Raw genomic sequence first — 11,581 nt, forward strand, 5'->3', positions numbered from 1 at the left:
AAATTAAAGAAACAGTCCTCTTTTGGTTTTTTTAATTTCAAAAAGAATACCAACACATTTTACGGCAACGTAACACCTTGCCGGACAATTTTCTTATTTAAACATCTTAATTGGGTATAATAATGTTAAGCATTTTTGGTAAAAAAACACGTCCCCATCATGAAATGGAAGCCATTATTTCTGCAACGGCCGGGTATGAAGAAAAAACGTTAAGAAAATGGCAAAAAATATCAACCTGTAACTCCGATAATATTCACATTATCGTCAGCGGAGAAGTCGAGTTCCGCCGCAGTTCTGATGACTTATGTATGTTTACGCTACAGGGACAATGTATCTTTGGTCTCTCCGCTATTTTCTACAACTCTACGCATATGCAGGGCGTGGTGCGCAGTAATACCGTGGTTCGTACCATACATAAAGATCAATTCCAGCAGTTAATGACTCAGCACGGGCTGTGGCCTGAACTGACCAAAGTGCTGGCATGGTATATCTGTTTGCTCAGCAAGCGGGATGATGTTTTAGTTGCCCGCAGCGCGTACTCCGTCGTCCGTGAATTCCTGATAGAAATTAACGAGCTGATTGTTGATCATCAGCGAGATATTAATATTTATGATTATATTCAGGAATACACCAACCTGGCACGCAGCACCATTATTAAAATTCTCTCAGACCTGAAAAAAGGTCAATATATTGTGGTCGAGAAAGGGCGACTGATTAGCCTGACCACCCTGCCGGAAAAATATTAATCCCCTCCTGCGTCTCCTTTTATTATCGAAGGAGACGCATTTTGCGTTTCGTCAACCGGTGGTGCGGGCATTTTTCCCTTTGCCATATCATCCTGCTGCTGTTTTAGCGCCTGCATAAATAACGTTTTTAATGAATTGTCTTCATCCGGCTGCGTTGCCTGCGCGTGTTTCATCGCCTGTTCGTGCGCTTCGGTGCCGGGTAAGGTATCGCGCGAAGTATCATGCGTGACGGGGCTGTCCGGCAATGCGCCATCAGGTGCCTGCTGCCACTCATTTTCGTCACTATTAATGGGCATATTGTCCATCGGCGGTAAATCTTCCTGCACTTTTACAGACTGCGGCTTTGGCTGCGGGTGCGGGAACGGTTTGGTGACATACACGTAATGCATATCAGAAAGGGTGGTGTCTGGCTTCGCGACGCTCACCTTTTTTATCACCGGCGCCGGGTGGCGCAGGTTCCAGTACACGTGCGCATACAGGCCTGCGACGATCAGCGCGCACAGCCCCAGACACCAGAGCGTCAGCACGCTGATAATTTTACTGAATGACGGCAAACGCCATGAGAACCAGACCGGTTCCCCGGTGGTATAGCTGCGCTGGGCAGCGAGGCAGATGGTAGACATTATGCGTGCTTCTCTTGCGTAGTCGGGTTAGCCTGGGTTGTCTGGATCAACACGCTCGGCGTGGTATGGGTTTCGCGCATCAGCTGCATCAGAGTGTCTTCACCCGGAATACCGTCGACGCGGAGGTGCATTTTTTCCTGGAATTCGCGGGTGCGCTTCATCAGTTCCGCCGTCCAGTTTTTATCGTGCGTTTCGTTTTCGCCCAGCGCCACGCTCAGCTGCTGATCCAGCCACTCAAGATCTTTACTGTCGCTGGCGGCGGTGATTTCGTCTTTACCTGACGGGGTCAGGCGGTGCAGAAGGGTGTAATTGCCCGTTGCGTGCTGGTTATACCACGTGCGGCTCACCTGCCAGGTGCGGTTGTTCATCAGCAGATCGAGGGAATTTTTCCCGGCACGCGCCACGACGGCGTAATTAATGTGATCGCCTGTTTTAATCTCGCTCACCCACGGGTAACCGTCATTAGCCAGCGTGTCCAGGGAGGCATTACCCTGTTTACACATCAGGTTCACTTTTGCGGCATTCTGGCACAGGGCATCGTCGGCAGAGGCGTCATAGCCCCACATGGCATAAAGCTGGTGCATGGCATCGGGCTGATTCACCACCTCCTGTTCGATAACCGGCAGTACCGGCGCGTCTGGCGTTTTTACCTGCTGTTTCCAGCTGGCCGGTACTGGCAGCGCCACCGGCAGTTTTGCCGTAATGGACGAGGTTATCATCCAGCCGCAGGCGGCGAACAGGACGGACGCGAACAACCCGATGGAGGCCAGCGTTTTACCACGCTTAGGCGCTGGCAGGGCTTCACCGGTGGCGAGACGCAAATGACGCGGTCCAACGTTTGGCGCCCGTTCGGTCCAGGCGGCCAGCATGGAAAGATGAGCCAGTTCGTTCAGCTTGCTGATGTTGCCTTTGGTCAGGGCGTGGATTTTTTTCACGCGAGCGGGCGTCAGCGGAGAGACATCCGCGCCGTGCTCGTGGCACTGGGCGTCAACGTAGCTCAGGAACTCGCGGCAGGTCAGGTTGCGCAGGGTGTGGCAGGTCAGCACATATTCCTGCAGGGCAGAGGCTTTCAGCATCACTTCCTGGTCGGCCGTGCCCATCAGCACAATCGACAGGCGAACATCCAGCTCCTGCGCACGGGTAAGCAGTATGCCCAGCACGTCATAGCCGCTGGCCTTCATCGCCTGCGCCTGGGAAATGACCAGCACCTTATGGGTCGACTTCGCATCGCGCCACAGGCGAATAATAGCGTCAACCGCCTGGAGCTTGTTCTTCTCTTTCGCTACCGGGTTGAGTTTGAAGAGCAGGCTACTGGCGCTCAGCTTCGGAAAGGCATTAATGCAGAGCACCGATTTGCTGTTGGCTTTGAGGGCATCGCTGAACTGCCCCAGCAGTTCGCTGTCGTGGTAAAAGAGCCCGGTGATCCCTGCCTGCTGGCTTTTCTCTTTCAGAAGATTAAACACATCCTGATGATAAGGCACCAGAAAATCGCCCGACTTGCGGGTGATATTTCTGAACGGCGGGGTACTGAATTTAAAATGGCTCTGATACATAACGACTTACCGTCTCTTCTCTTTAATAGCAATGGGCGAAAAGTACGGTAAGCCCCTGTCATGGTCAATTTAACACCAGAGTAAAAATAACCTGTCAGGCCGCATCTAACACTCCCTTTTTTTCCGGTCAATCATTTTCTTCATTAAAGTTAATAGCGAAGCCGGTGGTTTGCACTGGTCACGCTTATTACTATTTGCTCACTAAGTTATGCAGCATACCGCTGCGAATTCCTGCTTTGCTAAAAGGCCCGATAATAATGAGGAACGCATTCCTTTCCAGGCTAATGACGCCCTGCATAATGCTAGTCATGCTAATTTTTTGCAGCCAGCAGGGTTATGTCGTTTTTAAAGATTATAAAAAGGTTACGAATAAGTTAGCGAATGCTGATAAAACGCCGCTAAAACCGCGTAACAGTGACAAAACGTTTGGTCTTTTTACGGCTGCGGTCCGTCAGGCCGACGTTCCGGCGGCGGTAAAAGCGCCGCTGTCTGCAGAAATTGAAGGCATCATCCGCAGCGATGAGTCGTGGCTGTCGTTCGCCGTGATTAAGACCCCCGCCGGGCAGCAGAGCTACCGGGAAGGGGAGCCGCTGGTGGGGTTCGATGACGCATATGTGGATGAAATTAATAAAGATAACGTGGTTGTTCAGTATGAAGGCACGAAGCAAACGCTCGCCCTCAAACAGCCGCCTTATTTTAAGGGCGATGCAGGCAATAGCCCGGTGACGAAATCGAAAAAAGATGCCGGCGCGGACAGTCTGCATCTCGATGATTATCTGGTGTTAAAGCCGTTAATCGATAAAGGCCAACTGGAAGGCTTTAACATTAATCCACGCAATGCTTCGCCTTTTTACAGTGAAACAGGACTGAAACAGGGTGATGTGGTGGTGAAAGTGAATGACGTCGATATGACGAAAGAAGCGCAGGCGAAAAATATTATCGCCAACTGGTCGAAAATGAAAGAAGCGGAGGTCGTCGTCAGACGGCACGCTCACCTTGAAAATATTCGGGTTAATGTTCTAAACAATTAACAAGTGTAAATCATGAAGAAATTTCCATGGGCGTGCGTGGCGCTGACCGCATTGTCGTTATATTCCGGTTCGCTGTTTGCAGCCAACTTTAGCGCCAGTTTTAAAAATACCGATATTCGCGAATTTATCGATACGGTAAGTCGCAATCTGAATAAAACGATTCTCGTCGATCCGTCCGTTCAGGGCACGGTGTCGGTGAGAACCTATAACGTGCTGTCGGAAGAGGAATATTATCAGTTCTTCCTGAGCGTGCTGGATCTCTACGGTCTGTCGGTGATCCCAATGGATAACGGCATGATCAAAGTGGTGCGTTCAAGCGTGGCGCGTACCGCCGGGGTGCCGGTGGCCGACAGTAAAAACCCGGGCAAAGGGGATGAGATCATCACCCGCGTAGTGCGCATGGAGAACGTGCCGGTACGCGAGCTGGCCCCGCTGCTGCGCCAGCTGAACGATGCCTCGGGGATCGGCAACGTGGTCCATTTTGAACCCTCTAACGTGCTGCTGTTAACCGGGAAAGCCGCGGTGGTGAATCGCCTGGTGGATCTGGTTGAGCGCGTGGACCGTTCCGGTATGCAGCGTCGCGAAATCGTACCGTTGCGCTATGCCTCGGCGAAAGAGCTCTCCGATATGTTGAACAACCTCAACAATGAAGAGCAGAAAGGGCAGAACGCGCCACAGCTGGCGACCAAAGTGGTGGCCGATGATGAAACCAACAGCCTGGTGATCAGCGGTACCGAAGATGCCCGCGCGCGTACCCGCTCGCTGATTGGCCAGCTCGACCGCGAACAGAACAACGAGGGCAATACCCGCGTCTTCTACCTGAAATACGCCAACGCCTCGAAAGTGGTGCCGGTGCTGACCGGTATCGGTGAGCAGCTGAAAGACAAAGCCGGTACCGCGAAAAGCAAAACCGCCACAACCAATAGCGAGCTGAATATCACCGCCGATGAGTCCACCAACTCGCTGGTGATCACCGCTCAGCCAAACGTCATGAACTCGCTGGAGAAGGTGATCGACAAGCTGGATATTCGTCGTCCGCAGGTGCTGGTGGAAGCCATCATTGCGGAAGTGCAGGACGGTAACGGCATGGATCTCGGCGTGCAGTGGACCGGCAAACACGGCGGCGTGCAGTTCGGTTCAACCGGTCTGCCCATTAGCCAGGTCAAAAACGGCACGATCAAAGGGGCCTCCTTTACTGGCCTGGCGACCGGTTTCTTCAACGGTGACTATGGCGCACTGCTGACCGCGCTCTCCACCAGCGGCAAGAACGATATTCTCTCCACGCCAAGCGTGGTGACGCTGGATAACAAAGAAGCGTCGTTCAACGTGGGTCAGGATGTGCCGGTGCTGTCGGGTTCTCAGACCACCAGCGGCGACAACGTCTTTAACTCGGTTGAGCGTAAAACCGTCGGTACCAAGCTGAAGATTGTTCCGCAGATCAACGACGGGGACATGATCCACCTGAAGATCGAGCAGGAGGTCTCCAGCGTTGACGCCAGCGCCACCGAAGACGCCAGCCTCGGCCCAACCTTCAACACCCGTACCATCAACAACGAAGTGATGGTCCACAGTGGCCAGACGGTGGTGCTGGGCGGTCTGATGGAAAACGTCAGCAAACAGAACGTGTCGAAAGTGCCGCTGCTCGGCGATCTGCCGCTGGTGGGACAGCTGTTCCGCTATACCTCGGAGGATACGTCGAAGCGCAATCTGATGGTCTTTATCCATACCACCGTCCTGCGTGATGACGACAACTACAGCGCGGCGACGAAGGAGAAATACGACCAGATCCGCGCCCGTCAACAGCAGCGTCTGGAGGAGAAAAAGCTCGGCATCGTTGAGAACACCGATAACGCCGTCCTGCCTGCCTATCCAAAGCAGGATCACTCCATGCCGGTCGGCGTGAGCGCACCTGCCACCACGCGCAACCCCTTCAAAGAGTAAGGGGAGGTGACGCGTGGATGAACTGACGAAACAGCTTTGCACCAGCGGCTTTGCGAAGGAGAACGGCATCCTTTTCTGGAACGACACGGTCTATATCCGTGACGACGTCCCCGCGTTTGCGCTGCTGGAGATGCGCCGGGTACTGGGGCGCGCCTTTGTGCCCCAGACGCTGAGCGCGGAGGCGTTTGATGAGATGCTGGCTAAAATCTGGCAGCAGAACAGCGGCGTTTCGCAGCAGCTGGTGGACGATATGGATGCGGATATCGATCTGATGGCGTTAACCGAGGAGATCCCGGACAACGAAGATCTGCTGGATAACGACGAAAACTCGCCGGTGATCCGCCTGATCAACGCCATTCTCGGCGAAGCGGTGAAAGACGGTGCATCGGATATCCATATCGAAACCTTTGAGCGCACGCTGAGCATCCGTTTTCGCGTTGACGGCGTGCTGCGCCCGGTGCTCCAGCCCGCACGTAAACTGGCCCCGCTGCTGGTCTCGCGTATTAAGGTCATGTCGAAACTCGACATTGCCGAAAAACGTCTGCCGCAGGATGGCCGTATCTCCCTGCGCATTGGCCGCAAGGCGATTGACGTGCGTGTCTCGACCATTCCGTCGCAGTACGGCGAGCGCGTGGTCATGCGTCTGCTCGACAAGAGCAACCTGAAACCGGATATCAACAAGCTCGGACTCATTGATGAAGAGCTGGAAAAACTGAAAGGGCTGATTAACCGCCCGCACGGCATCATCCTGGTCACCGGGCCGACAGGCTCCGGTAAAAGTACCACCCTGTATGCCATTCTGTCGGCCCTGAACGGACATGAACGCAACATTCTGACCGTCGAAGATCCGATTGAGTACGAGCTGGAAGGGGTGGGGCAGACGCAGGTCAACCCGCGCGTGGACATGACCTTTGCCCGCGGCCTGCGCGCCATTTTGCGTCAGGATCCGGACGTGGTGATGATCGGGGAAATTCGTGACGGTGAAACCGCGCAAATCGCGGTGCAGGCGTCGCTCACCGGTCACCTGGTCATGTCTACGCTGCACACCAACAGTGCGGCGGGGGCCATCACCCGTCTGCGGGATATGGGGCTGGAGTCCTTTTTAATTGGTTCGTCGCTACTCGGCGTCATTGCCCAGCGTCTGGTGCGTCGGCTGTGTCCGCACTGCCGTACCACCAGTCCGCTGGATGACAATGAAAAAGCGCTGTTTAGCTTTATGGATAAGCCACCAAAGGCCATCTATCGCGCCGTTGGTTGCGACCAGTGCCGCCAGAGCGGGTATCAGGGACGCGCGGGCATTCACGAGTTTCTGGTGGTCGACAGCGCCATGCGTCGCGCCATTCATGAAGACAAAGATGAGATGTCCATTGAGACCGAACTGTTCAGGCAGGCCTACAGCCTGCGCGAAAACGGGCTGATGAAGGTCATCAGCGGTATCACGTCCCTTGAAGAGGTGATGCGCGTGACCGCCGAGCGTGGAGGCGATGAATAATGGCTTTCTACGCGTGGACCGCGACCGATGCCGCCGGGAAAACCCAGCGCGGCACGCTGCAGGCGGAAGGACCTAAGCAGGTGCGCCAGTCGCTGCGTGAGCAGAAGCTGATGCCGCTCACCATCACCGAAACCCGTGAAAATGCGGCCAGCGCTAAAGCCAAAACCGGCGCCAGACTCTCTGTGCCGGTGCTGTCGATGTTCACCCGTCAGCTGTCAACACTGGTTAACGCGTCGCTGCCGCTGGAAAGCGCCCTGAAGGCCATTTCAAAGCAGACGGAAGACAAAAAGCTGGCGGCTATGGTGACGGAGATCCGCGAGAAAGTGGTGGAAGGCCATACGCTGTTTGATGCCTTCAGCCAGTTCCCGCGCACCTTTGACAAGCTGTACTGCACGCTGGTGATGGCCGGGGAAAAAACCGGCCACCTCGGCGATGTGCTGGAGAAGCTGGCGGAGTACAACGAGCAGCGCCAGAAGATGAAAAGCAAGCTGACGCAGGCGATGGTCTACCCGATCACCCTGACGGTGGTTGCCGTGGCGGTGATCAGCATCCTGCTGGTGGCGGTGGTGCCGCAGGTCATCGAGCAGTTCGTGCACATGAAACAGCAACTGCCGATCACCACCCGCACGCTGATTGCGGTGAGCGATTTTCTGCAGGCGTACGGGATCTACATTGCCGGGGGGCTGTTCGGCGCAATCGTGGGCTTTAAGACGTGGGTGAAGAAAACCACGAACCGCTTTCGCTGGCACAGCTGGCTGGTGAATGGCTCGCCGATTAAAAAGCTGGTTTGTGCCATCAACAGCGCCCGCTATATCCGTACGCTCAGCATTCTGCAGGCCAGTAGCGTCCCGCTGCTGGAGGGGATGTATATCGCGATGGACGGGATCGAAAACCTCTATGCCCGGCAGGTGCTGGAGCAGGCGGCAGATACCGTACGTCAGGGCGCTTCTCTGTATAACGCGCTGGACCAGGCGAAACTCTTTCCGCCGACCATGCTGTACATGATTGCCTCCGGCGAAGAGAGCGGGGAATTAGGTTCATTGATGGATCGCGCCGCGGAAAACCAGGAATCGGCATTACAGCATCGAATTACGTTAACGCTGTCGGTATTTGAACCGGCATTGGTGGTGACAATGGCGACAGTGGTTTTATTTATCGTGCTGTCAATATTACAACCGCTTCTTCAGCTCAATAATATGGTGGGTTAAATATGTCTTTAAAACGAAATAGCCTGAAAGGTCAGGCCGGTTTTACCTTGCTCGAATTAATGGTGGTGATCGTTATTCTCGGTGTGCTCGCCAGTATGGTGGTACCAAATTTAATGGGGAATAAAGAAAAAGCCGATGCCCAGAAAGCAACCAGCGATATTGTGGCGCTGGAAGGTTCGCTGGATATGTACAAGCTGGATAACCACCGTTACCCCACGACGGAGCAGGGTTTGCAGGCGCTGGTCACCAAACCTGATATCGCGCCAATCCCGAAAAACTACCGTGATGATGGCTATATTCGCCGCCTGCCGGAAGATCCGTGGGGCAATGATTATATTCTGGTTAGCCCGGGCGAACATGGCGCAGTGGATGTTTTCTCTGCGGGCCCGGATGCCGAAGCGAATACCGCGGATGATATTACCAACTGGTCTTTAGATAAAAAAGAGAAGTAATGAATAAGCAACGTGGGTTTACCTTACTGGAAATTATTCTGGCGCTGGTGATATTTGCCTCCTGCGCCATGATGGTGGTGTCGACAATCCCCTCGCGCAGCGGCGCGGATATTTTCGGTCAGCAGTTAAAAGCCCTCGTTGAATATGGTTCAGACCGTGCGGTAATGGACGGAAATATCGTTGGGCTGGTGATCACCACCTCAGAATATCAGCTGGTGACCTGGGCCGAAAAAGAGGGCGAACGACACTGGGAACCCTTAACCGCCGGGCGCATTGTCACCCACGGCCAGTTCCCGGAAGAGATGCACGTGTCGCTGTCACCGCAGCGCATTGCTGCCACAACCGACGCCACGCCGCAGATTGTCTTTTTGCCGGACGGGGAGATAAGCCGCTTCACGCTGTCCCTGCAGAGTTTCGATAAAAAACAGCGTTTTCGCGTGGTGTCGCAGGGGGCATCACCGGTTTCGGTAGAGAACGATGACTAAACGCAAAGAACAGGGGATGACCCTGCTGGAAGTGATGGTCGCTCTGGTCATCTTCTCCACCGCCGCGCTGGCGCTGATGAACTCCGTCTCGCTGAACGTGCGCTTTACCCATGGCCTGGGCGATTCGCTGCAGGCGAGCTGGGTGGCGGAAAACCAGCTGGCGGAAGCAAAGCTGAGCAACACGCCGTTCCCGGATGCCCTGCAGACAGGGACAGAAATCATGGGGGGGCGAAGCTGGATCTGGCGCAAGCAGCGGGTGAAAACCGCCGAAAATCGCTTTGCCGATGAAGTGCAGGTGTACGCCGAAGATGATGAAGACAAACCGGTGTTGAGCCTGCAGATACCGGAACCCGGAGAGGTGAAATGAGCAAGCACATTCAGCGTCAGCAGGGCTTTACGCTGCTGGAGATCATGATTGCGCTAACCATCTTCGCGGTTATCAGCACGCTTGCCTGGCAAATTCTGGACGGGGCGATGCGCAACTCGAACGCCACCGACGTGGCGGCGACTCAACTCAACCAGCTTCAGCGCGCCTATAACCTGCTGGAGCGGGATTTCTTTCAGCTTCAGGCACGCGCGCCACGCAACGAGCCTGACGTATTTGTCCAGCACGACGATGCGCTGGAGTTGACCACGCTGAACGGCGTGAGCGGTCAGGTCCAGCTGGAGCGCGTGCGCTGGCGGCTTGAGGACAAAAAACTGTGGCGCGATATCTGGCCGGTTATCGACAGCCCTGCCGATGTGAAGCCAGAAGAGGTGCCGATCCTCAGCGATGTCAAAGAGATGACGTGGCGCTTCTGGAAAGAGGGCTGGCAGAACAAATGGACCGACACGGCGCATCAGCCGGACGGCGTAGAACTTCTGCTGACCATGGAGAACGGCGATACCTGGCGCTGGGTATTTACCACGCCGGGTGATATGCCGGTCGCCCCGGCGGCTCCAGCAGAACAAACGCCTGCGCCATCGGGGGATGCGGCCACGCCAGCGCAGCCACAACCGCAGCCGGTGCCCGCTCCGTCAGGAGAGAACAAATGAGCGGAAAATCGGTTCGAAAACAGCGCGGTGTCGCGCTGCTGGTGGTGCTAATTTTGCTGGTCATGATGTCGGCGCTGGCGGCCAAAATCAGCCAGCAGTTCTGCCGCAATCTGCAGAAAACCCGTTATCAGGTGAGTCAGCAGCAGCTGCGCTGGGCCATTCAGAGCCAGCAAAAAACCATTGAAGGTCTGCTTCAGACCTACGCCAGCGGTGACAGCCAGGGGCTGTCGCCCAAAGGGGAGTGGACAGAGCCGGTGGAGACAGAGGGTGAACACTACACCGTGGTGAGCCAGATTGAGGATGCCCAGACCTGCTTTAACGTCAATAACCTGCTGGCGGCCGATCCAACCCCCGCGGTACAGACCGCAGGGGCGCTGCCGGAAAAACCGGTCAAAGCGCGCATCGTTGAACAGCTTCTGACCGACAGCGGCATTTCCGCCGGTGACGCAGAAGAGATTTACCAGCAACTGATGGACTATCTCGACGGTGATACCACAACGGCAAAAGAGGGGCTGGAGACAGATGCCTGGGCCGGCGTTGAGCCCGCGCGGCTGCCTGCGAATCAGATGATGCGCACCCCGGGCGAGCTAAAGCTGCTGCCCGCGTTTCCGGTGGCGGCCTACGGCAAGGTCAGTAAAGTGCTGTGCGCCTTACCCGACACCGCCAGCAAGGTGGATGTCAACACCCTGACCGAAGAACAGGCACCGCTATTGGCAGCCCTGTTTATCGGCTCGCTGAGCGAGGACGAGGCCGCCCGTCTGATCGCCTCGCGCCCGGAAGAGGGCTGGGAGTCGATGGAGGCATTCCAGAAAGAGCTTGAGACAAATTATCCGCAGACCAAAGACGCCCTCAAGCAGGTTCAGGCGTTTCTTGCGGTAAACAGTCACTATTTCCGGGTCAACAGTACCGGCAATACCGATGATTTAACGCTGCGCGTCGTCAGCCAGCTTCATGTTGATAATGAAGCCGGGAAGGTGATTACCTGGCAACGTCGCTACCGAATGGTTGAATAACA

At 55.2% G+C, this 11,581-nt stretch carries 12 protein-coding genes; 10 read left to right on the plus strand and 2 right to left on the minus strand.

The window, feature by feature from the left end:
* Nucleotides 1-122: 122 nt before the first annotated feature.
* Nucleotides 123-746, plus strand: a complete 624-nt coding sequence (locus VF709_RS09460) for a helix-turn-helix domain-containing protein (protein ID WP_013097357.1) — start codon at nucleotides 123-125, stop codon at nucleotides 744-746.
* Here the strand turns inward: VF709_RS09460 and VF709_RS09465 are convergent.
* Together VF709_RS09465 and VF709_RS09470 are read right to left on the minus strand one after the other, a co-directional pair.
* Nucleotides 743-1,369: a hypothetical protein gene (locus VF709_RS09465; RefSeq protein WP_013097356.1), complete on the minus strand. Its 627-nt coding sequence runs from the start codon at nucleotides 1,367-1,369 to the stop codon at nucleotides 743-745. The genes VF709_RS09460 and VF709_RS09465 overlap by 4 nt on opposite strands.
* Nucleotides 1,369-2,922, minus strand: a complete 1,554-nt coding sequence (locus tag VF709_RS09470; protein ID WP_095439961.1) for an ExeA family protein — start codon at nucleotides 2,920-2,922, stop codon at nucleotides 1,369-1,371. Before VF709_RS09470 ends, VF709_RS09465 begins: the two co-directional genes overlap by 1 nt.
* 299 nt (nucleotides 2,923-3,221) lie before the next feature.
* Here VF709_RS09470 and gspC point away from each other — a divergent pair, with 299 nt between their 5' ends.
* Genes gspC through gspK form a run of 9 tightly spaced genes read left to right on the plus strand, consistent with a single transcriptional unit; the run spans nucleotide 3,222 to nucleotide 11,579 of the window.
* A complete protein-coding gene (gspC, locus tag VF709_RS09475; protein ID WP_040022860.1) occupies nucleotides 3,222-3,953 on the plus strand; it encodes a type II secretion system protein GspC in 732 nt (243 codons plus the stop codon).
* Between the two features lie 12 nt (nucleotides 3,954-3,965).
* Complete coding sequence (gspD, locus tag VF709_RS09480; protein ID WP_187170967.1) at nucleotides 3,966-5,894, plus strand: type II secretion system secretin GspD; 1,929 nt, start codon at nucleotides 3,966-3,968, stop codon at nucleotides 5,892-5,894.
* A 13-nt stretch (nucleotides 5,895-5,907) separates the two neighbouring features.
* Nucleotides 5,908-7,386, plus strand: a complete 1,479-nt coding sequence (gene gspE, locus VF709_RS09485; RefSeq protein WP_038419010.1) for a type II secretion system ATPase GspE — start codon at nucleotides 5,908-5,910, stop codon at nucleotides 7,384-7,386.
* On the plus strand, nucleotides 7,386-8,594 hold the full coding sequence (gene gspF, locus VF709_RS09490; RefSeq protein ID WP_020689910.1) for a type II secretion system inner membrane protein GspF: 1,209 nt from the start codon (nucleotides 7,386-7,388) through the stop codon (nucleotides 8,592-8,594). The genes gspE and gspF overlap by 1 nt, the downstream gene beginning before the upstream one ends.
* A 2-nt stretch (nucleotides 8,595-8,596) precedes the next feature.
* Nucleotides 8,597-9,046, plus strand: coding sequence for a type II secretion system major pseudopilin GspG (gene gspG, locus VF709_RS09495; protein ID WP_013097349.1), 450 nt, complete (start codon nucleotides 8,597-8,599; stop codon nucleotides 9,044-9,046).
* A complete protein-coding gene (gene gspH / locus VF709_RS09500; protein WP_020689911.1) occupies nucleotides 9,046-9,531 on the plus strand; it encodes a type II secretion system minor pseudopilin GspH in 486 nt (161 codons plus the stop codon). The genes gspG and gspH overlap by 1 nt, the downstream gene beginning before the upstream one ends.
* Nucleotides 9,524-9,898: a type II secretion system minor pseudopilin GspI gene (gspI, locus tag VF709_RS09505; RefSeq protein ID WP_013097347.1), complete on the plus strand. Its 375-nt coding sequence runs from the start codon at nucleotides 9,524-9,526 to the stop codon at nucleotides 9,896-9,898. The genes gspH and gspI overlap by 8 nt, the downstream gene beginning before the upstream one ends.
* Nucleotides 9,895-10,566: a type II secretion system minor pseudopilin GspJ gene (gene gspJ / locus VF709_RS09510; RefSeq protein ID WP_149896578.1), complete on the plus strand. Its 672-nt coding sequence runs from the start codon at nucleotides 9,895-9,897 to the stop codon at nucleotides 10,564-10,566. The genes gspI and gspJ overlap by 4 nt, the downstream gene beginning before the upstream one ends.
* A complete protein-coding gene (gene gspK, locus VF709_RS09515; RefSeq protein ID WP_013097345.1) occupies nucleotides 10,563-11,579 on the plus strand; it encodes a type II secretion system minor pseudopilin GspK in 1,017 nt (338 codons plus the stop codon). Before gspJ ends, gspK begins: the two co-directional genes overlap by 4 nt.
* The last annotated feature ends 2 nt before the right edge of the window (nucleotides 11,580-11,581 follow it).

Source organism: Enterobacter sp. Lyrl_3 (genome assembly GCF_051948675.1).
Lineage (GTDB): Bacteria > Pseudomonadota > Gammaproteobacteria > Enterobacterales > Enterobacteriaceae > Enterobacter > Enterobacter cloacae.

Bases quoted from the DNA above. Each gene is read 5' to 3' on its own strand.
- VF709_RS09460 (WP_013097357.1), top strand. From the start codon at position 123: ATGTTAAGCATTTTTGGTAAAAAAACACGTCCCCATCATGAAATGGAA.
- VF709_RS09465 (WP_013097356.1), bottom strand. From the start codon at position 1,369: ATGTCTACCATCTGCCTCGCTGCCCAGCGCAGCTATACCACCGGGGAA.
- VF709_RS09470 (WP_095439961.1), bottom strand. From the start codon at position 2,922: ATGTATCAGAGCCATTTTAAATTCAGTACCCCGCCGTTCAGAAATATC.
- gspC (WP_040022860.1), top strand. From the start codon at position 3,222: ATGCTAGTCATGCTAATTTTTTGCAGCCAGCAGGGTTATGTCGTTTTT.
- gspD (WP_187170967.1), top strand. From the start codon at position 3,966: ATGAAGAAATTTCCATGGGCGTGCGTGGCGCTGACCGCATTGTCGTTA.
- gspF (WP_020689910.1), top strand. From the start codon at position 7,386: ATGGCTTTCTACGCGTGGACCGCGACCGATGCCGCCGGGAAAACCCAG.
- gspG (WP_013097349.1), top strand. From the start codon at position 8,597: ATGTCTTTAAAACGAAATAGCCTGAAAGGTCAGGCCGGTTTTACCTTG.
- gspH (WP_020689911.1), top strand. From the start codon at position 9,046: ATGAATAAGCAACGTGGGTTTACCTTACTGGAAATTATTCTGGCGCTG.
- gspI (WP_013097347.1), top strand. From the start codon at position 9,524: ATGACTAAACGCAAAGAACAGGGGATGACCCTGCTGGAAGTGATGGTC.
- gspJ (WP_149896578.1), top strand. From the start codon at position 9,895: ATGAGCAAGCACATTCAGCGTCAGCAGGGCTTTACGCTGCTGGAGATC.
- gspK (WP_013097345.1), top strand. From the start codon at position 10,563: ATGAGCGGAAAATCGGTTCGAAAACAGCGCGGTGTCGCGCTGCTGGTG.